Here is a 24,129-nt window from a genome sequence, read left to right on the forward strand (position 1 = left end):
CCTGCCTTCATTGACTGGGCCGGGCGCTTGTGGCCTGTACCTGGAAAATAAGTGAGAATGCCGACAGCCGCATTCGGCAAACCGAACTTATCATATCCAAGAAACGTCATCAGCTTAAGGCCCAGATCGCAAATGAAACGAACCGCGTTCTTCATCTCCGATGGCACCGGTATCACTGCCGAAACCCTGGGCCAAAGCCTGCTCGCTCAATTCGAAAGCATTCCGTTCAACAAATTCACCCGTCCGTACATCGACACGCCGGACAAGGCGCGGGCCATGGTGCAGCAGATCAATGCCGCCGCCGAACGCGACGGCATGCGTCCGATCATCTTCGACACCATCGTCAATCAGGACATCCGCGAGATCCTGGCGACGTCGAATGGCTTCATGATCGACATCTTTTCGACGTTTTTATCCCCGCTCGAGCAGGAATTGACAGCCCATTCGTCGTATTCCGTCGGCAAGTCGCACTCGATCGGCGGCAACTCCAACTACATGGAGCGCATCGAGGCGGTCAACTTCGCCCTGGACAACGACGATGGGGCGCGTACGCACTACTACGACAAGGCCGACCTGATCCTGGTGGGCGTATCGCGCTGCGGCAAGACCCCGACCTGCCTGTACATGGCCATGCAGTTCGGCATCCGCGCCGCCAACTACCCGCTGACCGAAGACGACATGGAGCGCCTGCAACTGCCGGCTGTGCTCAAAAAGCACCACAACAAGCTGTTTGGCCTGACCATCGACCCGGACCGCCTGACCGCCATCCGCCATGAGCGCAAGCCCAACAGCCGCTATTCGAGCTTTGCCCAGTGCGAGTTCGAGGTTCGCGAGGTCGAGAGCCTATTCCGCCGCGAGAACATCCCCAACATCAATTCAACGCATTTCTCGGTGGAAGAGATCTCAGCGAAGATCCTGGTGGAAAAAGGCGTGGAGCGCAGGTTCAAGTAAACCTGCACTGGCCCTGTCGCTGGCCGGCTGGCTTCCACAGGTGCCTTGCCGACGGTAGGCCAGAACAGACATGAAAAAGCCCCGGCATCACTGCCGGGGCTTGTTCATTTCACCGAGCGATCAGGAGGGTACCACCGCCGCCTGCCCGCTCATCGCCAGGTCGACCAGCTCGCGGTTGGCCACCGCATACATCGCATAGTCGTTGCCGGTGGCATTGCGCAGGTCGTCGAGCATCGCGCGCCAGCGCTCGACCATCACCCGGTGCTGCTCGGCCCACAGCGCGACGCGTGCGTCCATGTCCTGCGGGGCATCGGCCATCTGCAGGACCGAAATAGTGATTGCCCGCTGCTGCAGGTCGATATCGTCGCGGAACGCCTCGCGGGCCAGGGCCTGCCAGTTGTTCTCCACCGGCAGGTTGCTGATCTCTTGCAGGTACCAGGTCAGGTCCAGCGCGCTGCCCACGGCGAAGAACGCCTTGGCCACCTGAGCCGGTTCGTGCCCGGTCACGTCGGCAGCCTCGATGATCGGCAACAGCGTGTACAGGTGGCTGGTGCCCGCCACCATGCGCGCCAACAACTCCGGCACACCGGCATCGACGAAGCGCTGGTAACGCACCATCCAGCGCTCGCGGGTCGGCCCCTCCAGCAGCTCATCGAGCTTGAGGCCCAACTGCGCGATTTTCGGCCCGAAGTGCGCGGTGTCACGCCCAGCGTCCTGTTCGTTGCGCCGGCTGCGCAAGAACCAGCGGGTGGCGCGGCGGCCCAGGCGCATCAGCTCGTCCATCAGGGTCAACTGCACCTCGGCCGGCACCTGATAGTCCAGTGCCTCGATCTGGCGGAACCAGTGCGGCAGGTGGAAGATGTCGCGCACGATCACATAGGCACCGGCAACATTGGCCGGGCTCATCCCGGTGGACTCCTTCAGGCGCTGGACGAAGGTAATGCCCATGTTGTTGACCAGGTCGTTGGCGATCTGCGTGCTGACAATCTCGCGCTTGAGGCGGTGGCGGCGCATGGCGTCGGCAAACTTGCTGACCAGCGACGGCGGGAAGGCGGTTTCCATGTCCCGGGTCAGGTAGTCGTCATCCGGCACCAGCGATTTGAGCAACTGCTCCTTGAGGTCGATCTTGCTGTAGGAGATCAACACCGACAACTCGGCGCGGGTCAGGCCGTGGCCTGCGGCCAGGCGTTCGGCCAGTTGCTCCTCGGTAGGCAGGAACTCGATGGCGCGGTCAAGTTTGCCGCGGCTCTCGAGGTCGGCCATCAGGCGCTTGTATTCGGCAATCCGCTCGCGGGCGCGGCGAGCCGCCAGCGACAGCGCCTGGGTCTGCTTGTAGTTGTTGCCCAGCACCAGGCCGGCCACTTCATCGGTCATGCTGCCCAGCAGTTGGTTGCGCTGCTTCTCGGTCATGTCACCGCCCTGCACCACTTCGTTCAGCAGGATCTTGATGTTGACCTCATGGTCGGAGCAGTCCACGCCCCCGGCGTTGTCGATGAAGTCGGTGTTGGTAGCGCCACCGTGCAGGCCGAATTCGACCCGGCCGAGCTGGGTCATGCCCAGGTTGCCACCCTCGCCTACCACCTTGCAGCGCAATTCATTGCCGTTGACCCGCAGCGCGTCGTTAGCTTTGTCACCGACATCGCCGTGGCTTTCGCTGCTGGCTTTGACGTAGGTACCGATACCGCCGTTCCACAGCAGGTCCACCGGTGCCTTGAGCAGCGCATGCAGCAACTCGGTCGGGGTCAGGCGGTCGGCCTCGATGGCGAAACGTTCCTTCATCTGCGGGCTGATGGCGATGCTTTTGGCACTGCGCGGGAAGATCCCGCCGCCTTCGGACATGATGCTGCTGTCGTAGTCGCTCCAGGCTGAACGCGGCAAGTCGAACAGGCGCTTGCGCTCGGCAAAGCTGGTGGCCGGGTCCGGGTTGGGGTCGATGAAGATGTGCAGGTGGTTGAACGCAGCGACCAGTTGCAGCTTGTCAGACATCAGCAGGCCGTTACCGAACACGTCACCGGCCATGTCACCGACACCGATCACAGTGATCGGGTCTTGCTGCACATTGATGCCGCGCTCACGGAAGTGGCGCTGCACGCCCACCCAGGCGCCACGGGCCGTGATACCCATCTTCTTGTGGTCATAGCCGGCCGAGCCGCCCGAGGCGAACGCATCGCCCAACCAGAAGCCGTAGTCGATGGCAATACCGTTGGCAATGTCGGAGAACGTGGCGGTGCCCTTGTCGGCGGCCACTACCAGGTACGGGTCATCGTCATCATGGCGTACCACGTTGGCCGGTGGCACCACGCCGCCGTCCTTGAGGTTGTCGGTGATGTCGAGCAGGCCTGAGATGAAGATGCGGTAGCAAGCCACGCCCTCGGCGGCGATCTCGTCGCGGGTGCCACCCAACGGTAGACGCCGGGGCAGGAAGCCGCCTTTGGCGCCGACTGGCACGATCACCGAGTTTTTCACCTGTTGGGCTTTCACCAGGCCGAGCACTTCGGTACGGAAGTCTTCTTCACGGTCTGACCAGCGCAGGCCACCACGGGCGACATTGCCAAAGCGCAGGTGTACACCCTCGACCCGCGGCGAATACACGAATATCTCGAACTTCGGCACCGGTTTGGGCAGCTCGGGGATCAGCTTAGGGCTGAACTTGAAGCTGAAGTACGACTTGTTCTGCCCGTTAGCGTCAGGCTGGTAGAAGTTGGTGCGCAAGGTGGCCTTGATCAGGTCCAGATAGCGGCGCAGGATGCGGTCTTCGTTGAGTACCTGAACATCGTCGAGGGCCGTGAGGATTGCCTGTTCAAGGCGCTGCTGCTTGTCTTCCAGGTCATCGGCGGTGAGCTTGCGCGCCAGGTAGAAGCGGGTCTTGAACAGCCGGGTCAGCTCGCGGGCGATATCGGTGTGGTTGTTCAGGGTGCTGGCGATGTAGCCCAGGTCGAAGCCCAGGCGGATCTGCTTGAGGTAGCGGGCATAGGCGCGCAGCAGCGCCACATCACGCCAGGGCAGGCCGGCGGTAAGCACCAGGCGGTTGAACGCGTCATTCTCAGCGTCACCCTGGACGATGTGCACGAAGGCATCCTGCAGTACGTCGTTGAGCTGCTGGATATCCAGGCTCAAGCCTTCGCTGTAGGTGAAGGCGAAGTCGTGGATCCAGTACTCACGACCGCTGGCGTGACGCAGGCGATAAGGGAACTCGCCCAGCACGCGCAGGCCGAGGTTTTCCAGAATCGGCAGCACGTCCGACAGCGCCAGCGGGGTGTCGGCATGGTACAGCTTGCAGTGCAGCAGGCGTTCGCCCAGGCGGGTCAGCGGCTGGTAGAAACTCATGGCCAGCGGCTTGCTTTCGGACAACGCCAGCACGTGTTGCAGGTCGACCACCGCCGAGTGTGCGGCAAAACGCTCGCGGTAACCGGCCGGGAAGCCTTTGGGGAAATCGGCGAGGATGTTGGTGCCTTGGGCCTCGCCGAAGTTTTCCACCACCAGGGCCGAGTAATCGTCCTGCCAGGAGCGGCAGGCCTGGATCACTTCGTTTTCCAGTTGTTGCGGGTCGATGTCGATGCGGTTTTTCGGGTCGACCCGCAAAATCAGCTGCACCCGCGCCAGCACCGACTCGGAGAAGAAGGTCCAGAACTCGCAGTCGCTGGCCTTCAGGCGCTCCATCAGCACCTGCTGGATCTTCTGCCGTACCTCGGTGGAGTAGATCTCCCGCGGCACATAGGCCAGGCAGTAGCAGAAGCGCCCGTAGGGGTCCTTGCGCAGGAACACGCGGATCTTGTTGCGTTCCTGAATCTGCACGATCGACATCACCGTGCTGAACAGCTCGTCGATCGGGGTCTGGAACAGGTCATCGCGTGGCAGCACTTCAAGCACCTGCGCCAGCTCCTTGCCCAGGTGCGCCTTGGGGTCGAAGCCCGAGCGACGCTCGACTTCTGCGACCTTGATACGGATGTAAGGGATGGCATGCACGCTTTCGCCATACACCGACGAGGTGTACAGGCCCATGAAACGGTGTTCCTTGACCACCTTGCCGTCGGCGTCCAGCTGGCGGATAGACACATAGTCCGGGTAGGCCGGGCGATGCACGCGGCTGGGCAGCGCCGCCTTGGCGAACGACAGCAGCAGCGGTTCGGCCAAGTAGGCCACGGCATAATCTTCGATGCGCAGTTCTTCAGGCGTCAGCCCCACCCGCAGGCGGCGCGGCAGGCCAAGGAAGGACTGTTCGTCGTAAACCATCTGGCCGCCGTCACTGTCGCCCTGAACGGTGAACTCTTCATAGCCGAGGAAGGTGAAATGGTTATCCAGCAGCCACTCGAGGAAGGCCTTGACCTCGCCCTTTTCGTGCTGAACCGGAGCAAACGGGGTCTGTTCCACCTGCGCCACGACTTCACGCAGCTTGGCTTTCATCGGCTCGAAATCAGCCACCGCCACGCGGACTTCAGCCAGCACCTGTTCGATCTCGCGGGTGAGCACCGACAGTTCGGCGGCATTGGCACAACGGTCGATTTCCAGGTACATCAGCGACTCATGGCGCACCCCTTCGCCCTGGGTACCCTTGGGCAGCAGCTCGAGCAACTCGCCTTTGGCGCCACGGCGCACGCTCAGCACCGTGGTCTGCAAGGTGTGGATGCTGTAGCCACGGCGGTTGAGTTCGGTACGTACCGAGTCGACCAGAAACGGCAGGTCATGGTGCAGCACCTCGACAACCGTGTGGGTCGACTGCCAGCCATTGCGTTCGTAATCGGGGTTGTACACCCGCACTTGCGGTTGCTCGGGGTCGAAGCGCTCGATGATGCGCCAGGCCGATAGCGTGCAGCCAGCCAGGTCAGAAAGCCTGCGCTGAGTGAGTTCGTCCAGAGAAATGATGCCGAAGAACTGCTCGGCGAACAGTGCCACTTGTGGCAGTGACTGTTCGCTGATGTGCTGCGCCAGGGCCGCTTGCAGTTGGTGCTGGAAGTCGGCTTTGCTGGCTGCGGTGAAAAACGCCATCTGTGGTACTCCGCTTGGGCTTTGTAATAGTTGAAGCGTCGTGTACGCCCGACGATTACGGATCAACGATAGCCAACCCGTGGCAAGCCGGACGGTTAAAACCAGGCGTTGAACGTGAAGGCACGTTCAGGGCTCGCCGAAGCTTAACGACTGATCGGTCATTGCCGCTTGCAGCGCTGCGACAATTTCGGTCAAGGGGCGGTAACTTTACGTTTATGGATGCCCACAACACTGTCAGAATTCCCTTTCATTTCCTTGACCCGAGCCCGCCATGCAAATCCACACCGCCCTGCTCTTCGCCACCCCTTGCGATGACGAGGAAGACAACATGGCGACCCTGTGCTGCCACAGTGACAAGGGGCAGATGTTCCTGCTGACCCGTTACCCGGACGAGGACACTGTCGATTTGACCCTGGACGATGAGCCTTCGACGCTGGATGGCTTGAAAGTGACCTTGAGTGCCCAGCGCTTGCTGATCGAGGTGGCGGCTGGAGACCGTGATGCGTTGAAGGGGGACGAGGCGCTGGAGATCGTACTGACGTCGGCGGGCACAGACCTGGACGAGGTCGAGCAGACCTTGCGCAATATTCTGAAAGACACCGGCACCTTCGTCAGCGAGCTTTGAGGCCACGCGAACCCACAACCCCCCTTGAAAATATTGACAGCCCAGCCCCACCACAGGCATTGTCTGACAACCTGACTACTAGGCAACCGCTTCCATGCTAGAGCTCCAGCGCCCCGACACCTTGGTCGAACGGGTTGTCAGCGCCATTCGCGCAGAGATCGACTCCGGCCGCCTGGCCGCCGAATCGCGCCTGCCCACCGAACAGCAACTGGCTGAACAGCTGCATGTCAGCCGCTCGGTGGTGCGCGAAGCGGTAGCGCAGCTCAAGGCCGATGGCGTGCTGATTGCGCGCCGGGGGCTGGGTTCCTATATCTCGCAAACCCCCAGCGGCACGGTATTCCGCTTCCCCGGCAGCAACGGACGCAAGCCGGACCTGACGCAGATGTTCGAGATGCGCCTGTGGATCGAAACCCAGGCCGCGGCCATCGCCGCGCGCCGCCGCGACGCGGCTGACCTGGCAAACATGGCCAAGGCCCTGCAGGAAATGCTCGACAAGCGCAGCGACTTCGCCACCGCCTCGGCTGCCGACGTGGCCTTTCACCGGGCCATCGCCGAAGCCAGCAAAAACGATTACTTCGTGGCGTTCCACGACTTCCTCGGCGGCCAGCTGGCCAGCGCACGGCGCACCGCCTGGGAAAACTCCGCCGCCCACTCGGTGGGCGGTTCGGCCGACGCCAGCCGCGAGCACCAGGCGCTGTACCAGGCCATTGCCGACGGTGATCGCCAGGCCGCCGCAGCCTGTGCTGAAGCCCATCTGCGCGCCTCGGCCAAGCGCCTGAAGATCGACCTCCCCGCCCTCGACTGATCCGGAGCCCTTATGACGCCCGTGAGGGCTTTTTTCACGCGCTACTTAGTCTGACAACCTGATAAGCAGATCCACCGACAAGAACACCAAGGTACCCCTGCATGACCTACGACTACTGCATCATCGGCGGCGGCATCGTCGGCCTCGCCACCGCGATGGCCCTGCTCCAGCAGCGCCCGGGCGCGTCATTGCTGATCCTGGAAAAGGAAGCCAGCCTCGGCCGCCACCAGACCGGCCATAACAGCGGCGTGATCCATGCGGGCATCTATTACGCCCCCGGCAGCCTCAAGGCCGACCTGTGCAAACGCGGCGCCCAGGCAACCAAGGACTTCTGCAGCGAACACGGCATTGCCTTCGATGTCTGCGGCAAACTGCTGGTGGCCTCCAACCCGCTGGAGATGCAGCGCATGCAGGCGCTGTACGCTCGCTCGCAGCAGAACGGCCTGAAAGTCGAGCAGCTCGATGCCCATGAGCTCAAGCGCCGCGAACCGAACATCGCCGGCCTCGGTGCACTGTTCGTCGACGCCACCGGCATCGTCGATTACAAACAGGTGTGCGACGCCATGGCCAAGGTCATCGAACGGGCTGGCGGCGAAGTGCGCCTGTCCACTACTGTGCGGGCCATTCGCGAGCTTGGCGAGCACGTTGAAGTGCGCGACGACAGCCAGACCTGGCGCGCCCGCCAACTGGTCGCCTGCGCCGGCCTGCAGTCCGACCGCCTGGCGCGCCTGGCCGGGGTCAAGATCGACCACCAGATCATCCCTTTCCGCGGTGAGTACTACCGCCTGCCAGCCAGCAAGAACCAGATCGTCAACCACCTGATTTACCCGATCCCCGACCCGGAGCTGCCGTTCCTCGGTGTGCACCTGACGCGGATGATCGACGGCAGCGTTACCGTCGGCCCCAACGCGGTGCTGGGCTTCGGTCGGGAGAATTACCGCAAGTTTGCGGTGAACTGGCGCGATGTCGCTGAATACGCACGCTTCCCCGGCTTCTGGAAAACCATCTGGAACAACCTGGGCTCCGGTACCGCCGAGATGAAGAACTCGCTGTTCAAGCGCGGCTACCTGGAACAGTGCCGCAAGTATTGCCCGTCGCTGCAAGTCGAAGACCTGCTGCCCTATGAAGCAGGCATCCGTGCCCAGGCCGTGATGCGCGACGGCACCCTGGTCCACGATTTCCTGTTCGCCGAGACCCCGCGCATGGTGCATGTCTGCAATGCCCCGTCACCGGCTGCCACCTCGGCCATCCCCATCGGCCAGATGATCGCCGAAAAGATCCTCAAGGCCCGCTGAACCCTGCTGCACACCCAACTACAAAGACAATAAGGAACATCAGATGTCGGTACACGAGGCGGCCCTGGCCGCGAGCGAAACCCCGCAACAGCAACGCAAGCGCCTGCGCAAGGTGGCGGCGGCGACCATCTTCGGCTCGATGCTGGAGTGGTATGACTTCTACCTCTACGCGACCATGGCAGCGATCGTGTTCTCGAAGATCTTCTTCGATGCCAGCAACCCGGCAGTCGCCTCGCTGCTGGCGTTCTCCACGTTCGCCATCGGCTTCATCGCACGCCCGTTCGGCGGCATCCTGTTCGGCTACCTGGGCGACCGCTTCGGGCGCAAGCATGTCCTGGTGATCACGTTCTGCATGATGGGTGTGTGCACCGCGCTGATCGGCCTGATCCCGAGTTATGCCTCGATCGGCATCTGGGCACCGATCCTGCTGGTGGCGATCCGCATCATCCAGGGGCTCGGTGCAGGTGCAGAGCTGTCCGGCGCAGCCGTCACCTCCTACGAACACGCGAGCGAAGGCAAACGCGGCAGCCAGGGGGCCTGGCCGGCACTGGGGCTCAACCTGGGCTTGCTGCTGTCGTCGCTGACCGTGTACCTGCTGACCATGAACGGCAATGAATTCCTGCTGGCCGGTGGCTGGCGCATTCCGTTCATCGCCAGTATCGCCCTGGTGGCCATCGGTTTGTGGGTGCGCAAGAGCATTCCCGAAACCCCTGACTTCAAGGAACTGGACAAGGCCGACGACAAGCCACAGGTGTCGCCGCTGAAACTGCTGTTCAAGAATGACCTCAAGGGCTTGGCCGTGGTGTTCTTCGTGGCCATTGGCTACAACGCCCTGAGCTATATCTTCAAAACCTTCTCGCTGGCCTACCTGACCCAGTTCAAGGGCGTCGAGGCGCATGTCACCTCGCTGTCGGTGACCATTGCCAGCCTGGTGGCGATCTTTGCCGTACCCTTCTTCGGCTGGCTGTGCGACCGCTGGAGCAGCAAGACCGTGCTGGTGTGCGGTGGGGTGCTCTCGGCCTTGTTCGCCTACCCGTTCCTGCAGTTGCTGAGCAGCGGTGAGCCAACCCTGATCTATGTGGCCATTGCTATCGGCACCGGCATCCTCGCACCGATGATGTTCGCGCCGCAGGGCTCGTTCCTCAGCCGCCAGTTCCCAACCCAGACGCGCTCTTCGGGCTTTGGTACCGGCCGTGAGATTGGCACGGCGGTGGCCGGTGGCCTGGCGCCGCTGGGCGGCCTGGCCCTGGTGGCCAACTCGGCGACCCACTCCACCGATGGTGTGGCGTTGATCCTGGCGATCGCCGGGGTTTTGGTGGTGGTGTTTGCCCTGTGTGACCAGGGGCGCAAGCATTCAAGCTCGAAAAACTGACCGACTGAGGCCTTACCACCCTGTCTTCGTGGGCCACGCCTGCGAAAAGGGTGGTAAGACCGACATCCATCCTGCTCAGCCAGCCGGGTTCTGATGCATCACCCTGCCCCCCACCGCCGGCCGGTCGATGTACATCATGTCCAGCGCGCTGTTGTGCAACCCCTTGACGGCATTCCAGTGCGCGGAAGTATGCACATACTTGGCCAGCAACAATGCCTGCTCCTCTGTCGTCAGCGCCGCTTGAGCGCTGCGCCCCAGGGCAAAGTCATGGAGTTTGCTGCTGATTGCCTGCAACTCATCCGGCACGTGATGGGCCTCATCGCCGCCCAGCGCCGCGAAGGGCACCCCGCCGCGCACGGCCAGCTCACGCATCACGCTCAGGTACACCCGCGACAGATGCCCGCTCACCTCACGTTCACGGTAGACCGCGGCAAACACTTGCTTCTCGGGGGTGTCCCGCCTGGCCCTGCTGCCTGCGATCGGCACCTCCCACGTCATCAGCCGCGCTCGAGGCCCCACCAGGCTGGCGAACGCCGAGCCCAGCAGGCCAGTGGCCAAGGCGTAGGCGCGAGTGCGCTCGACCGGCGTCGTCTGCGCCACGCGGCTGGCGTGCGGCTTGCACAGCAGCACCTTCTCTTGCATGCGCTCCAGGTAGCCGCCGCCGATGTTCGAATGCACACCCGGCACGACAATGTCATTGTCACTGCGTAGCAAGGGGAAGTTGTGCCGCAGCTCATCGCCCGCCACCAACTGCACGACCTGCCGGGCAAGGCCTTTGCGCAGACCAAGGCGCAAACCATGGTATTGACTGTTGGCGGGGCTGAAATCGCCCTTCAGGGGCGCAACCAAGGCCGCGACCGTGTCGAACAGACCAATGAAATTGATCTGCCTGTCACCCTGCAACGCCACCGGCAAACCTGATGCCCCCTTAGCCAGGCGGTTAGCCAGGTGCCTGGCGGCGGCAGCGCCCCGACTGAACCCGAACAGGTCAAACTCGATGCAAGCCGGTTCAACGTCCGGGTACCCGTGCAATTGTTCATCCAGCCTCATCAACGCCTGTTCCACCCGGGCTTCGATACCGGTTTCACCACAGCCGGTCGCCTTCCCGTAGGTAGAATCCGCCGCGCCCTCAGTGGTCCCGATACCTTGTACATAGTGTTTCAGGTACAGGTGGCCGTCCACCGGCCCGCTGGGGTAGAGGGCATGCAACAGGGCAACATTGCTCCGTGCATTGCCGTAGCTGCCGCCTTCCCAGCCGCTGCCCAAGGGGCTGAAAGAAGCGTTGCCTTGATTGTTGCCGGTGCCGTCGAAAAAGACGCCCATGCGCACAATGACCGGACGGGGTGAAGCGGGTGTAGCGTGCTGCTGGCTCATCGTCATGCTCCTTCATGCGTCGAAGGGCACAAGCAGGCGCCAGATCAATGCCACGAAAAATCAGCGAACGCCTAAACCGCAGACGCCGATTTCGACGCGACACAGCGCATAAAAATCCGGGCCCGCATTGGTCGGCGCACCCCCGGATAGATTAAAGTATCCCCCCTGCCAGGTCCGACGCCCCCCGCGAACGCCCTGGCCCAATTCCAGGAACCGTCGCCGATGGAACACCGTGAAGCGCTGATCGCGCTACGCACCTTTCTTTCTACCCAGATCCTAGGCCAGGAGAAACTGGTCGAGCGGCTGTTGATCGTGCTCCTGGCTGACGGCCACATGCTGGTCGAAGGCGCGCCTGGGCTGGCCAAGACCAAGGCGATCAAAGAGCTGGCCGAAGGCATCGAGGCGCAGTTCCATCGCATCCAGTTCACCCCCGACCTGCTCCCGGCCGACATCACCGGTACGGAAATCTACCGCCCGGAGACCGGCAGCTTCGTGTTCCAGCAAGGGCCGATCTTCCACAACCTGGTGCTGGCAGACGAAATCAACCGTGCGCCTGCCAAGGTGCAATCGGCGTTACTCGAAGCCATGGCCGAGCGCCAGGTCAGCGTCGGCCGCAGCACGTATGACCTGTCTCCGTTATTTCTGGTCATGGCCACGCAGAACCCGATCGAGCAGGAAGGCACCTACCCCCTGCCCGAGGCGCAGCTCGACCGCTTCCTGATGCATGTGAAGATCGGCTTCCCCGATGCTGCGGTGGAGCGGCGCATTCTGGCTCAGGCGCGCGGCGAAGCGCTGGGTGGAGAGGTCAAGCCCGAGCGGCGGGTCAGCCAGCAGGCGATCTTTGCCGCCCGCAAGGAAATTCTCGGCCTGTACATGGCCGACGCCGTGGAGGAATACCTGGTTCAACTGGTCATGGCCACCCGTACCCCGGCCAAGTTCGATGCCGAGCTGGCCGACTGGATCGCCTACGGCGCCAGCCCCCGGGGCTCCATCGCCCTGGACCGTTGCGCACGGGCCCACGCCTGGCTGGCCGGGCGCGACTTCGTCAGCCCCGAGGATATCCAGGCGGTGCTGTTCGATGTGCTGCGCCACCGTATCATTCTGTCCTTCGAGGCCGAAGCGGCGGGGATCGACCAGGACCGCGTGGTCCAGCGCATCCTCGACGTCGTCGCCGTTGCCTGAACCCATGCCCAACGCGCAGCAGGCCGAACCCGGCATTCGCATCGGTCTCTCCGAGCTGATTGACATGCGCCACCGCGTGCGCGAGATCCAGCTGTTTTCCCGGCCCGGCCAGCGCAGCCCGCTGGTGGGCCTGCACCATTCCAAACTGCGTGGCCGCGGGGTGGACTTCGACCAGGTACGCGTCTACCAGGCTGGCGACGACGTGCGCAACATCGACTGGCGCGTCACTGCCCGTACCCAGGAACCGCACACCAAACTGTTCCACGAGGAGCGTGAACGGCCGATCTTCATCCTTGTCGAGCAGAGCCAGCGCTTGTTCTTCGGCTCGGGGCTGATGTTCAAGTCGGTACTTGCGGCCCAAGCCGCAGCGCTGTTCGGCTGGGCCGCACTGGGCCACAACGACCGCATCGGCGGGTTGGTGTTCGGCGACAACGAGCACCACGAAATCAAGCCCCGGCGCAGCAAACAAAGCCTTCTGCAGTTGCTCAACCGCCTGGCGAAGGTCAACCAGGCGCTGCACACCGAAGCGGTGCCCCAAGCCGACAGCCTGGGCCTGGCCCTGCGCCGCGCACGGGAAGTGCTGCGCCCTGGCAGCCTGGCCATTCTCATTTGCGACGAGCGCTCGCTCAGCGCCCAGGCCGAGCAGCACCTGGCCATGCTCTCGCGTCATTGTGACCTGCTGTTGATGCCGGTTTCCGACCCGCTCGACCATGCTCTGCCCGCCGCCGGCCTGTTGCGTTTCGCCCAGCGCGGCGCGCAGCTCGAGCTCGACACCTTGGACGCCAACCTGCGCCAGGCCTACCGTCAGCAAGGCGAGGCGCGCATCGAGCGCTGGGAGTTGATGGCGCAAAAACTGCGTGTGCTGCTGATGCCCCTGAGCACCCAGAGCGAGATGATCGAACAGTTGCGCGAATACCTGAACGCCCAGCGCCCCGGGAGCAGCACATGAACCCGCTGGATCAACTGCAACCGCTGATCGCGCCCGCGGCGATCGGCCTGTGGCCGCCGGCACCAGGCTGGTGGCTGCTGCTCGCCGGGTTGCCCGCACTGGCTTGGGGCCTGTGGCGGCTGCGCCGCTGGCGGCCGGGCAAACGCCCGGTGGTGCGGGCCGAGCAACCACTCGACCCGGTACGTCTGGAAGCCCTGGCCGAACTCGCCCGCCTGCCGCGCCCCTATGACGGGGCGCCGGCCGGCGCCTGGTTGCAGCAGATCAACGCGTTGCTCAAGCGCTTGTGCCGCAACCACTACCCTGGGGCCAACAGCCATACCCTCAACGGCCGGCAATGGCTGGCCTTCCTCGACAACCGCTGCCCGGCCGCTGGCCTGACCCGCTGGATGGTGCTGGTCGAAGGCGCGTACAAGCCTGAATGCAAGCTCGACGACAAAGCCATCGCCGGGCTTAGCCAGGCCGTCGAAACCTGGATTCGCAAACATGTTTGAACTGGCCTGGCCGTGGATCTTCCTGCTGCTGCCGTTGCCGTGGCTGATGCGCTTGCTGCTGCCCGCCGCCGACAGCGGCGAACCCGTGCTCAAGGTCGGCTTCCTGCAAGAGCTGGAGCACCTGGCAGGGCGCCGGGCGCGGCTGAACCTGCCCACCTGGCGCCAGCAGGCGCCGTTCGTACTGATCTGGCTGTTGCTGCTGTTTGCCGCCGCCCGCCCGCAATGGCTCGGCGACCCGGTACCGGTGGCCGCCAGTGGCCGCGACCTGCTGGTGGCAGTGGATGTATCGGGCTCCATGGACTTCCCCGACATGCAGTGGAAGGGCGAGGAAGTCAGCCGTCTCGATCTGGTCAAGGCGCTGATGGGCGATTTCCTCCAGGACCGTGAGGGCGACCGGGTCGGCCTGATTCTGTTCGGCAGCCAGGCTTACCTGCAGGCACCGCTGACCTTCGACCGGCGCACGGTCCGCACCTTCCTCGACGAGGCGCAGATCGGCATCGCCGGCAAGAACACCGCCATCGGCGACGCCATCGGCCTGGCCGTCAAACGCCTGCGCCAGCGCCCGGCCCAGAGCCGCGTGCTGGTTTTGATTACCGACGGTGCCAACAATGGCGGGCAAATTCACCCCCTGACCGCCGCGCGCCTGGCCGCCCAGGAGGGGGTGCGTATCTACACCATCGGCATCGGGGCCAACCCCGAGGCCAGCGGCACACCCGGCCTGCTCGGCCTGAACCCCAGCCTCGACCTCGACGAAGCGTCCCTCAAGGAGATCGCCGAGCTGACCCACGGTGCCTACTTCCGCGCCCATGACGGCGCCGAGCTGGATACCATCGGCGACACCCTCGACCAGCTGGAGCCCGTCGCCCAGCAACCGACCCAGGCACGCACGGCCAAGGCCCTGTATGCCTGGCCACTGGCCCTGGCCCTGCTGCTCAGCGTGCTGCTGGTGGTGGCGGTGCTATGGCCAGACAACCGACTGCAGCGCCTGCTGCGCAAGCCACGCTTCCTGCAACCCCACCCGCAGTGGCGTGAGCGCCTTAGACGGCTGCGCCTGAGGAGGCGCCGATGATCGACCTGTGGCCACAATGGTTGCGTCCTCTCTGGCTGCTGGCGGTGCCGCTGCTGGCCTGGCTGCTGTCCAAGCTCTGGCATCGGCGCAAACGCGCCGGGCGCTGGCAGATGATTCTGCCCACAGCCTTCCACCCGGTGCTGCTCGGTGGTGGCAGCGGCAGCAACAGCAAGCTGCCCTGGGTCGCCCTGGGCATGGCCTGGTTGCTGTTGCTGCTGGCCCTGCTTGGCCCGAGTTGGCAGCGCCTGGAAGAAACCCGCCAGCGCCCGGCCGACCCGCTGGTGATCCTGCTCGAGCTGACACCCCAGATGCTCGCCGAGGATGCCCCACCCAATCGCCTGGAACAGGCGCGGCGCAAGATCCTCGACTTGCTCGAGCACCGCCGCGACAGCCAGACCGCACTGATCGTCTATGCTGGCAGCGCCCACACCCTGGTGCCGCTGTCCGATGACCTGGGCACTACGCGCAACCTGCTGGAGGCGATCGACCCGTCGATCATGCCGCAACCCGGTCAGCGCGCCGACCTGGCCGTGCAAAAAGGCCTGGCCCTGCTGGCCCAGAGCGGCCTGGGCCAGGGCCGGCTGCTGCTGATCGGTTCGGCACTGAGCGCACCGGAACGCCAGGGCATCGTCCAGGCCCTCGGCCGCCAGGGCCCGAGCCTGCTGATGCTGGGCATTGGTACCAGCGACGGGGCGCCGGTGCGTCAGGCCAACGGCGAATTCCTCAAGGACGAACACGGCGGCATCCTCGTACCACGCCTGGACACCCCCGGCCTCAAGGCCTTTATCGGCGGCACCGGTGGGCGTTACCGCCATGCCCGCGTCGATGACCTCGACCTACGCGGCCTGGGCCTGTTCGACAACCCGCGCATCCTGCGCAACGACGGCCAGAACATGCAGCTCGACAGCTGGGCCGACCAAGGCTACTGGCTGCTGATTCCGCTGTTGCTGCTGGCTGCCTGTGCCGGCCGTCGTGGCTGGCTGTTCTGCCTGCCGCTGCTGCTGGCCGTGCCGCAACCGAGCCAGGCTTTTGAACTCAATGACCTGTGGCTACGCCCCGACCAGCAAGGCCAGCGACTGCTCGAACATAACCGCCCCGCAGAAGCTGCCAGCCACTTCCAGGACCCACAATGGCGTGGGATGGCCCTGTACCAGGCAGGTGACTTTGCCGGAGCCGCCAAAGCATTCGCCCAAGGCAATACCGCTGCAGCGCACTACAATCGTGGCAACGCCCTTGCCCGCAGCGGCGAGCTGGAAGCCGCGCTGGATGCCTACGAGCAGGCGCTGGAACGCCAACCTGACCTGCAGCCGGCACTGGACAACCAGGCGTTGGTGCAGCAAATGTTGCAGCAACGCCAGGCCCAGGCTGAAGAACAGCCGGCCAGCAACAATGCCCAAGGCACGCCTGGCAGCGAAACCGAGGGCAACAGCAGCTCGGCCAGCGGCCCCACCCAAGGCACCCCCGGCAACGATGAGCAGGCCAATGCCGAACAACCTGGCGAGGGCAGCAACACTAACAGCCAGGCCACCCCCGGCAATCAGCCAGGCGATGACGACGGCACCACCCAGCCGCCCCAGCGCCCGGTCGCCTCCAGCCTTGACGCCGAACAGCGCCAGGCCCTGGAACAATGGCTGCGAGAGATTCCCGACAACCCGGCGCAGCTGTTGCGCCGCAAATTCTGGTATGAACAGCAATTGCATCAGGAAAACCCACGATGAGTCGCCTCGGCGTCTTTCTCCTCTGCCTTTTGTGGGCCATGCTCGTCCAGGCCGATCCGACCCTGCAAGCCAGTGTCGACCGCACCCGCCTGGAAGCCGGTGAAACCCTGGAACTGACCCTCGAAAGCCAGGACGTGACCCAGTTCGGCAAGCCCGACCTGCGCGCCCTGGATGGCGACTTCGACGTGCGCGGGACGCGGCAGTTGAACAGCCTGCACACCCTCGATGGTGAAACCCGCGCCAGCACCCGCTGGATCATCACCCTGCTGCCAAGGCGCAGTGGCAGCCTGCGCATCCCTGAACTGCAACTGGGCCAGTCACGCAGCCAGGCCATCGATCTGCAGGTGTTGCAAGCCGACGCCAACCGCCCGGACAGCGCTTCACAAGTCTTCGTCGAAGCCACCCTCGACAGCACCGAGGTGTATGTTCAGGCCCAGGCCGTGCTGACCCTGCGTATCTACCATTCAGTATCGCTATACGACGACAGCAGCCTGAGCCCGCTGCAACTGGAAAACGCCAAGGTCGAGCCACTGGGCGAATCGCGTACCTATGAAAAAGAAATCAACGGCGTACGTCACGGGGTGATTGAGACACGCTACGCGATCTACCCACAGCAAAGCGGAAACCTGAGCATTGCGCCGCTCACCTTTACCGCCACGGCGGCCGATAATACCCAGCAACCGACCGGCACGACGCGGGCCGGGCGCCAGGTGCAGGTGAGCTCGCTGCCCCTGCGCCTCACCGTACGCCCGATTCCCGCCGCCTGGCCTGCAGGTGCGCCGTGGTTGCCGGCACGCAGCCTGACCCTCGATGAGCACTGGAACCCTGACCCCGCTAGCCAGCCGACGCAAATTGGCGATTCGCTGACCCGCAGCATCACCCTACGCGCCGAAGGGCTGTCCAGTACCCAACTGCCGCAACTGCCAGCCACCGAGATCGTCGGCCTGCGCCGCTACCCGGACCAGCCGCTGCTGCGCAACGAGATCAACGAACGCGGCATGACCGCCAACCGCGAGGAGCGCGAAGCGCTGGTCCCGACCCACAGTGGTGCGCTGGCCCTGCCGGCGCTGGAAATCAGCTGGTGGAACACCCGCGAAGACCACCTGGAGCACACCAGCCTGCCCGCCCGCACCTTGAACGTGCAGGACAACCCGGCACTGAGTGCCGACAACCCGGCCGGTGACAACAACACCGCTGCCAGCCTGTTGTGGCCCTGGCAGCTGGCTACCCTGGTATTCACCCTTACCACCGTGCTCGGGTTTGCCCTGTGGTGGCGCGCCCGCTCGCAACCGGCGGTGCTGCGCGCCGCACAGAACGGCCCGAGCCCACGGACGTTGCTGGACGACCTCAAGCGCGCCTGCCAGGCCAACGACCCCCAGGCCACCCGCCAGGCGCTGGACGCCTGGGCGCGTCAGCAGCCGGAAACCCTGGCGGAAATGGCGGCGCGATTCGTGCCGTTGTCGGATGCGCTGGACGGCTTGAACGGGGCGTTGTACAGCGAGAGTGGGCAGTACTGGCAGGGTGAGGATTTGTGGCGGGCAATTGGCACCATACCGCCGGCTGAACAGGTGCTGCTACCGGCGGGTGAGAACGGTAGCCTGCCGCCGCTCTATCCCAAGTAATGCGCTGCCTGGGCTTGCCGCGAACACCGCTGCCGTCGGCGCTGCCCAGGGGCATCAGACAGTGCGCTGCACCACCGACTCAGCTCTTTTCCAGGTACACCGAACATCTTGGGCCGAGCACCTGCTGGCCCTATGCTTGGGTTACCATACCCCCTTGCGCAACGCCCATCCTCCAAGCCAAGCCCCGCTTGCTCGACTCGACACCACAGGTCATCCATGCGTCTGTTTCACACCTCCGACTGGCACCTTGGCCAAAGCCTGCACGGCCAGGAACGCGACTTCGAACACGCCTGCTTCCTCCACTGGCTGCTCGGCCAACTGCACCTGCGCCAGCCCGACGCACTGCTGATCGCCGGCGATATCTTTGACACGGTCAACCCTCCGGTCAAAGCTCAGGAGCGGCTCTACGACTTCATCGTCCAGGCCCACGAGCAACAGCCGAAGCTGGACATCGTGATGATCGCCGGCAACCACGACTCGGGCTCGCGCATCGAACTGCCCGCAGCGCTCATGCGCCGTCTGCGCACACACGCACTGGGCCGGGTGCACTGGCTCGATGAGGGCCAACTGGATGCCGAACGCCTGTTGATCCCGCTGACCAATGGCCGCGGCAAGGTCGCTGCCTGGTGTCTGGCCCTGCCCTTCCTGCGCCCGGCCGAAGTCACCGGCCCGCAACTGGGCGACGACTACCTGCAAGGCATTACCCAGGTACATCAGCAACTGATTGCCGCTGCGCAGAAAAAGCGCAAGAAAGACCAGGCCCTGATTGCCATCAGCCACGCGCACATGGCCGGTGGTGCGGTGTCCGAGGACTCCGAGCGCAGCCTGATCATCGGCAACGCCCAGGCGCTGCCGGCCAAGCTGTTCGACAAAGGCATCAGCTACGTGGCCCTGGGCCATTTGCACAAGCCGCAAAAGGTCAACCGCGAAAACCGCATCCGCTACAGCGGCTCGCCGATCCCGTTGTCGTTCGCCGAAATCAACTACCCGCACCAGGTGCTGGAAGTCGAGTTGAACGGCAGCGAACTGGTCAGCGTCGAACCACGCCCAGTCCCCCGCGCTGTTGCACTGCAGCGCATCGGCCCGGCGCCGCTGGGCGAGCTGCTCGAGCAACTGGCGGAGCTGCCTGTGATCGACCTGCTCGAAGACCCCAACCGCCAGCCTTGGCTTGAGGTGCGCGTGCGCCTGGATGAGCCGCAACCCGACCTGCGCCAGCAGATCGAGGGCGCCCTGCACGGCAAGGCGGTGCGGCTGATCCGCATCAGCGCTGAATACGCCGGCCGAAGCAGCGAGGAGGATGACGAGCTAGCGTTCGTCGAGCTGGCCCAGCTGACCCCGCAGGACTTGTTCAGCCGCGCTTGGGAACAGGCCTATGGCAACCCCGCCGACGAGCAGGCCCTGGCTGACTTCGCCTTGCTGTTGCAGGACGTCCAGCTCGAGGAGGAGCAGCCATGAAGATTCTTGCCATTCGCCTGAAGAACCTGGCATCGCTGGCCGGCCCGATCGACATCGACTTCACCGCCGAGCCCCTGGCCAGTGCTGGCCTGTTCGCCATCACCGGGCCGACCGGCGCCGGCAAAAGCACCTTGCTCGATGCCCTGTGCCTGGCCCTGTTCGGCACCGTACCGCGGCTCAACGCTATTGGCCGTGAAGCCAAGGTACCGGACGCCGACGGCGAAATTCCCACTTCCGACCCACGCAACCTGTTGCGCCGGGGCACCGGCAGTGGCTTTGCCGAGGTCGACTTCATCGGCATCGACGGGCACCGCTACCGGGCGCGCTGGGAGGCCAACCGCGCCCGCGACAAGGCCAACGGCAAATTGCAGCACAGCCGCCAGAGCCTGTACGACCTGGACAGCGAACAGCTACTGGGCAGCGGCAAGAACGAGTACAAGCAACTGGTCGAGGCACGCCTGGGCTTGAACTTCGAGCAGTTCACCCGCGCGGTGATGCTGGCCCAGAGCGAGTTCAGCGCGTTTCTCAAGGCCGACGACAGAGAGCGCAGCGAGCTGCTGGAAAAGCTCACTAACACGGCCATCTACACACGCCTCGGCCAACGCGCCTTCAGCAAGGCCCGCGAAACCGGCGACGCGCACAATGCCCTGAAAGAGCGCGCCGGCCACCTGTTGCCGATGGCCACCGAAGCCCGTGCCGCACTCGACCAACAGTTGGAGCAGGCGCAGCAGCAGTTGAAGGCCGATCAGGCCGCTGAGCGCCACCTGGAGCTGCAACGCAACTGGCTCAATGAGCAGCACCAGTTGCAAACCCAGCACGTCGAGGCCAGTGATGCGCTGCAAGCAGCCGAACTGGCCTGGCAACAGCTGGCCGAACAGCGCCTCGACCTGCAACGCCTGGAGCGCCTGGCGCCACAGCGCCACCAATTCCATCGCCAGCAGATGTTGAGCGCGCAGCGCGCACCGCTGGCGGCGCACATCGCCGAGCAGCAACGCCAGCAAACCGACTTGCAGGCTCGCACCAGCGAACTGGAACAGGCGCTGGCCGCCGCTCGCCAGGCACTGGTCGACGCCCAGACCCAACACAGCGCAAACGCCCCCCGCCTGCGCCAGGCCTTTGCCGGCCAGGACAGCCTGGCACGCCTGGACGCAGAACTGGCGACCCAACGTACGGCCAGCCAGCAAGCGGACCAGGACGTCGCCGAGGGCCAGCAGCAACTGCAGCAATTGGATGAGCACCAGCAACGCAGCCAACAACAACTGGCACAGATCGATACTGCCCTGGAGCAGAGCCAACACCTGGCTGGCCTGGCCAGCGCCTGGCAGGCCTATCTGCCCCAATTGAAGCAAGTGATGCTGATCGGCGGGCGCCTGGCCAAGGGGCGTGACGAGCTGCCGGGCCTGCAAGCCCGGGCCAGCCAGGCCAATGCCCAGTGGCAGGCCGAGCGCGACGCTTTCGAACTGCTGTTCCACGAGGCCAAGGCCGAACCACACGCGCTGGCCGAACAAATCGACCTGCTCGGCGGCATGCTGCAGGACAATCGCAAACAGCAGCGTGCCGTCGAAGAACTGTCGCGTCTGCATGGGCGTGAACTGGAACTGCGCCAACAGCTCGATGCCGTGCATGAGCGGCAACAACAGGCCCTGCAGCAACGCCAACACCTGATTGGCGAAGGGACCGCGGCCAAGGCCGAGCTGGAAGCGGCCGAGCAGGCGCTCAACATCACCCGCCAGTTGCTCGAACGCCAGCGCCTGGCGCGCAACACCAGTGTCGAGGAACTGCGCGGCCAACTGCGTCAGGGCGAACCCTGCCCGGTCTGTGGCAGCGCCGAACACCCGTTCCACCAACCCGAAGCACTGTTGCAGAGCCTGGGCCGCCACGACCAGGCTGAAGAGCAAGCGGCCCAGAAGCAGGTCGAAGACCTCAATGGCAAGCTGGTGGAATTGCGCACCCGGCTGGGTGTGGTCAATGCCCAGCTCAAGGAGCTCCAGCAGCAACAGGTACAACTGGGCGAGCAGTTGCAACCGCTGGTGGCGCAGGTGCAGGCACACAGCCTCTGGCCGGCACTGGCGCCGCAGGACGACAAGGCCCGCAGCGCCTGGCTCGACGGCCAGCTGCGGCGCCTGGACGGCGAGATCAGCCAGGACGAGAAACGCCAGAGTGCCCTGCTCGCTCTGCAAAAGGATGCAGCCCGCCTGAACCAGCAGTTGCAGGCGGCGCAGCAGGCCCAGCAGCAAGCCCAGCACCACCTGGACCAGCAGCATCAAGCCCTGGCCAACGATGAGCAGCAGTTGCAACAAGGGCTGAACGACCTGGCCGGGGTACTGCCCGAGGACGTGCTCAAGGCCCTGAGCGACGACCCGGCCAATGCCTTCCTCGCCCTCGACCAGCAGATCGCCCTGCGCTTGCAACAGCTGGAGCAACGCAAGGACGAGCAGGAAGAACAACAAGCACGCCAAGTACAGTTGGACAAGCTGCGCGACCAACAACAGGCGCGCCTGCTCAATCAGCAGCAATTGCAGCAAAAACTCGGTGCATTGGCTGAGCAGCGTCAGCAAGCCCTGACGTCGCTCGGCGAGCTGCTCGGCGAACATGCCAGCGCCGAAGCCTGGCAACAATACAGTGATGCCCAGCTGGAACAGGCTCGGGCGCTCGACGTCGATACCGCCCAACGCCTGCAGGACCTGCGAACCCAGGGCGTGCAGTTGGCCAGTGAGCTCAAGGCCAACACGCAGCAGCAACAGGCGCTGGACACTGAATGCCAACAGCTGCAAGGTGACATCGCCCGGTGGCGTGCCGAGCACCCGGAACTGGACGACGCCGGCCTCGATCGGCTGCTGGCCATGGACGATGCTCAACTGAGCGGGTTGCGTCAACGCTTGCAAACTGCCGAAAAAGCCATCGAACAAACCAGCGTAGTGCTTCAGGAACGTGAGCAGCGCCTCGCTCAGCACACCGCCAGCATGACCGTGCACGCCTCAGCCGAAGACTTGGAACACGCCCTCGGCGAACTGCGAGAGCGCCTGGCCAGCCATGAGCAGCACTGCGCCGAACTGCGTGCCCAGCAGGCCGACGACCAGCGCCGGCAGCAGGCCCACCAGAGCCTGGCGGCGGAAATCGAGCAGGCGCACCAACAGTGGCAGCGCTGGGCGCGGCTCAGCGCGCTGATCGGTTCGGCCTCGGGTGACGTGTTCCGCAAGATCGCCCAGGGCTACAACCTCGACCTGTTGTTGCACCACGCCAACGCCCAACTGCGCCAGCTGGCGCGCCGCTACCGCCTCAAGCGCGGCGGCAGCGCACTGGGCCTGTTGGTGATGGACACCGAAATGGGCGATGAACTGCGCTCGGTGCACTCGCTGTCCGGCGGCGAAACCTTCCTGGTTTCGCTGGCCCTGGCCCTGGGCCTGGCATCGATGGCCTCGAGCACCTTGCGCATCGAGTCGCTGTTCATTGACGAAGGCTTCGGCAGCCTCGACCCTGAATCGCTGCAACTGGCCATGGACGCCCTCGATGGCCTGCAGGCACAAGGCCGCAAGGTCGCGGTGATTTCCCACGTGCAGGAGATGCACGAGCGCATCCCGGTACAGATCCAGGTACGTCGCCAGGGCAATGGGCTGAGTGATGTAGAGGTGTGCGGGTGATCCTCTACTCGTTCCGCCGTTGCCCCTGGGCCATGCGCGCGCGCCTGGCCCTGCGCTATGCCGGGTGTGAGGTGCAGGTGCGCGAAGTGGCGATGAAGAACAAGCCGGCCGAGTTGCTGGCGGTGTCGCCCAAGGGCACGGTCCCGGTGCTCGACACCGGTGGCCGGGTGCTGGAGGAAAGCCTGGATATCATGCGCTGGGCCCTGGAACAGCACGACCCGCAGGACTGGCGCCTGCAAGCGGACCCTGCAGCGGCACAGCAGGCCGAGGCGCTGATTGCGCGCAATGACACTGAGTTCAAGACTCAGGTGAACCTGTACAAGTATGCCGAGCGTTACCCCGAGCACCCACGCACGCATTACCGCCAGCAGGCCGAAACATGGCTGGCGGCGCTTGAACGCTTGCTCGAAGGCCGGCCCTACCTGCTGGCCGATCATCCAAGCCTGGCCGACGCTGCCCTGTTGCCACTGATGCGCCAGTTCGCCGGGGTCGAACCGCAGTGGTTCGCCGAGGCGGCTTATCCGCAAGTGCGGAGCTGGCTGGAGGGGTGGTTGGCGTCACCACTGTTCAAGGCGGTGATGGCCAAATAGCTAT

General features: G+C 64.4%; 16 protein-coding genes. 14 read left to right on the forward strand and 2 right to left on the reverse strand.

Annotated elements, in window-relative coordinates:
* Positions 1 to 132 precede the first annotated feature (132 nt).
* The gene (locus APH34_RS18200; RefSeq protein WP_054902338.1) at positions 133 to 951 is read left to right on the forward strand and encodes a pyruvate, water dikinase regulatory protein; all 819 of its coding nucleotides are present in this window, start codon (positions 133 to 135) and stop codon (positions 949 to 951) included.
* 120 nt (positions 952 to 1,071) lie between these two features.
* On the opposite strand, the gene APH34_RS18205 is transcribed toward APH34_RS18200, so the two are convergent.
* Complete coding sequence (locus APH34_RS18205) at positions 1,072 to 5,937, reverse strand: NAD-glutamate dehydrogenase (RefSeq protein WP_054902339.1); 4,866 nt, start codon at positions 5,935 to 5,937, stop codon at positions 1,072 to 1,074.
* 271 nt (positions 5,938 to 6,208) lie between these two features.
* On the opposite strand from APH34_RS18205, the gene APH34_RS18210 reads away from it, so the two are divergent.
* The 4 genes from APH34_RS18210 to APH34_RS18225 all read left to right on the forward strand — a co-directional run bounded on the left by APH34_RS18210 (position 6,209) and on the right by APH34_RS18225 (position 10,034).
* Entirely contained in the window at positions 6,209 to 6,562 is a 354-nt protein-coding gene (locus APH34_RS18210) for a hypothetical protein (RefSeq protein WP_054902340.1), read from the forward strand.
* Positions 6,563 to 6,656: 94 nt separating this feature from the next.
* Positions 6,657 to 7,367, forward strand: a complete 711-nt coding sequence (locus tag APH34_RS18215) for a FadR/GntR family transcriptional regulator (protein WP_054902341.1) — start codon at positions 6,657 to 6,659, stop codon at positions 7,365 to 7,367.
* 101 nt (positions 7,368 to 7,468) lie between these two features.
* The gene (lhgO, locus tag APH34_RS18220; RefSeq protein ID WP_054902342.1) at positions 7,469 to 8,662 is read left to right on the forward strand and encodes an L-2-hydroxyglutarate oxidase; all 1,194 of its coding nucleotides are present in this window, start codon (positions 7,469 to 7,471) and stop codon (positions 8,660 to 8,662) included.
* Between the two features lie 43 nt (positions 8,663 to 8,705).
* Positions 8,706 to 10,034, forward strand: a complete 1,329-nt coding sequence (locus APH34_RS18225; RefSeq protein ID WP_054902343.1) for an MFS transporter — start codon at positions 8,706 to 8,708, stop codon at positions 10,032 to 10,034.
* Between the two features lie 75 nt (positions 10,035 to 10,109).
* On the opposite strand, the gene APH34_RS18230 is transcribed toward APH34_RS18225, so the two are convergent.
* On the reverse strand, positions 10,110 to 11,408 hold the full coding sequence (locus tag APH34_RS18230) for a DUF2235 domain-containing protein (RefSeq protein ID WP_054902344.1): 1,299 nt from the start codon (positions 11,406 to 11,408) through the stop codon (positions 10,110 to 10,112).
* 222 nt (positions 11,409 to 11,630) lie between these two features.
* Between APH34_RS18230 and APH34_RS18235 the strand changes: the two genes are divergently transcribed.
* The 9 genes from APH34_RS18235 (at position 11,631) to APH34_RS18275 (ending at position 24,125) form a co-directional block, all read left to right on the forward strand.
* A complete protein-coding gene (locus APH34_RS18235) occupies positions 11,631 to 12,590 on the forward strand; it encodes a MoxR family ATPase (RefSeq protein WP_054902345.1) in 960 nt (319 codons plus the stop codon).
* Between the two features lie 4 nt (positions 12,591 to 12,594).
* Positions 12,595 to 13,539 carry a DUF58 domain-containing protein gene (locus APH34_RS18240; protein ID WP_054902346.1) on the forward strand — a complete coding sequence of 315 codons (945 nt, stop codon included), beginning with the start codon at positions 12,595 to 12,597 and terminating at the stop codon, positions 13,537 to 13,539.
* The gene (locus APH34_RS18245; protein ID WP_054902347.1) at positions 13,536 to 14,030 is read left to right on the forward strand and encodes a DUF4381 domain-containing protein; all 495 of its coding nucleotides are present in this window, start codon (positions 13,536 to 13,538) and stop codon (positions 14,028 to 14,030) included. The genes APH34_RS18240 and APH34_RS18245 overlap by 4 nt, the downstream gene beginning before the upstream one ends.
* Positions 14,023 to 15,099 carry a VWA domain-containing protein gene (locus tag APH34_RS18250; protein ID WP_054902348.1) on the forward strand — a complete coding sequence of 359 codons (1,077 nt, stop codon included), beginning with the start codon at positions 14,023 to 14,025 and terminating at the stop codon, positions 15,097 to 15,099. The genes APH34_RS18245 and APH34_RS18250 overlap by 8 nt, the downstream gene beginning before the upstream one ends.
* The gene (locus tag APH34_RS18255) at positions 15,096 to 16,817 is read left to right on the forward strand and encodes a tetratricopeptide repeat protein (protein ID WP_054902349.1); all 1,722 of its coding nucleotides are present in this window, start codon (positions 15,096 to 15,098) and stop codon (positions 16,815 to 16,817) included. Before APH34_RS18250 ends, APH34_RS18255 begins: the two co-directional genes overlap by 4 nt.
* Positions 16,814 to 18,439 carry a BatD family protein gene (locus APH34_RS18260; RefSeq protein WP_054902350.1) on the forward strand — a complete coding sequence of 542 codons (1,626 nt, stop codon included), beginning with the start codon at positions 16,814 to 16,816 and terminating at the stop codon, positions 18,437 to 18,439. Before APH34_RS18255 ends, APH34_RS18260 begins: the two co-directional genes overlap by 4 nt.
* Positions 18,440 to 18,655: 216 nt before the next feature.
* Positions 18,656 to 19,894 carry an exonuclease SbcCD subunit D C-terminal domain-containing protein gene (locus tag APH34_RS18265; protein WP_054902351.1) on the forward strand — a complete coding sequence of 413 codons (1,239 nt, stop codon included), beginning with the start codon at positions 18,656 to 18,658 and terminating at the stop codon, positions 19,892 to 19,894.
* The gene (locus APH34_RS18270; RefSeq protein WP_054902352.1) at positions 19,891 to 23,535 is read left to right on the forward strand and encodes an AAA family ATPase; all 3,645 of its coding nucleotides are present in this window, start codon (positions 19,891 to 19,893) and stop codon (positions 23,533 to 23,535) included. The genes APH34_RS18265 and APH34_RS18270 overlap by 4 nt, the downstream gene beginning before the upstream one ends.
* Entirely contained in the window at positions 23,532 to 24,125 is a 594-nt protein-coding gene (locus APH34_RS18275; protein WP_054902353.1) for a glutathione S-transferase, read from the forward strand. Before APH34_RS18270 ends, APH34_RS18275 begins: the two co-directional genes overlap by 4 nt.
* Positions 24,126 to 24,129: the final 4 nt, after the last annotated feature.

This window comes from Pseudomonas sp. NBRC 111131, from assembly GCF_001320525.1.
In the GTDB taxonomy this organism is placed as follows: Bacteria; Pseudomonadota; Gammaproteobacteria; order Pseudomonadales; family Pseudomonadaceae; genus Aquipseudomonas; species Aquipseudomonas ceruminis.

Excerpts from the sequence above, each read along its gene's own strand:
- APH34_RS18215 (WP_054902341.1), top strand. The coding sequence starts at position 6,657 with ATGCTAGAGCTCCAGCGCCCCGACACCTTGGTCGAACGGGTTGTCAGC.
- APH34_RS18210 (WP_054902340.1), top strand. The coding sequence starts at position 6,209 with ATGCAAATCCACACCGCCCTGCTCTTCGCCACCCCTTGCGATGACGAG.
- APH34_RS18250 (WP_054902348.1), top strand. The coding sequence starts at position 14,023 with ATGTTTGAACTGGCCTGGCCGTGGATCTTCCTGCTGCTGCCGTTGCCG.
- APH34_RS18270 (WP_054902352.1), top strand. The coding sequence starts at position 19,891 with ATGAAGATTCTTGCCATTCGCCTGAAGAACCTGGCATCGCTGGCCGGC.
- APH34_RS18260 (WP_054902350.1), top strand. The coding sequence starts at position 16,814 with ATGAGTCGCCTCGGCGTCTTTCTCCTCTGCCTTTTGTGGGCCATGCTC.
- APH34_RS18255 (WP_054902349.1), top strand. The coding sequence starts at position 15,096 with ATGATCGACCTGTGGCCACAATGGTTGCGTCCTCTCTGGCTGCTGGCG.
- APH34_RS18225 (WP_054902343.1), top strand. The coding sequence starts at position 8,706 with ATGTCGGTACACGAGGCGGCCCTGGCCGCGAGCGAAACCCCGCAACAG.
- APH34_RS18205 (WP_054902339.1), bottom strand. The coding sequence starts at position 5,937 with ATGGCGTTTTTCACCGCAGCCAGCAAAGCCGACTTCCAGCACCAACTG.
- APH34_RS18230 (WP_054902344.1), bottom strand. The coding sequence starts at position 11,408 with ATGAGCCAGCAGCACGCTACACCCGCTTCACCCCGTCCGGTCATTGTG.
- APH34_RS18235 (WP_054902345.1), top strand. The coding sequence starts at position 11,631 with ATGGAACACCGTGAAGCGCTGATCGCGCTACGCACCTTTCTTTCTACC.
- APH34_RS18200 (WP_054902338.1), top strand. The coding sequence starts at position 133 with ATGAAACGAACCGCGTTCTTCATCTCCGATGGCACCGGTATCACTGCC.
- APH34_RS18240 (WP_054902346.1), top strand. The coding sequence starts at position 12,595 with ATGCCCAACGCGCAGCAGGCCGAACCCGGCATTCGCATCGGTCTCTCC.
- lhgO (WP_054902342.1), top strand. The coding sequence starts at position 7,469 with ATGACCTACGACTACTGCATCATCGGCGGCGGCATCGTCGGCCTCGCC.
- APH34_RS18265 (WP_054902351.1), top strand. The coding sequence starts at position 18,656 with ATGCGTCTGTTTCACACCTCCGACTGGCACCTTGGCCAAAGCCTGCAC.
- APH34_RS18245 (WP_054902347.1), top strand. The coding sequence starts at position 13,536 with ATGAACCCGCTGGATCAACTGCAACCGCTGATCGCGCCCGCGGCGATC.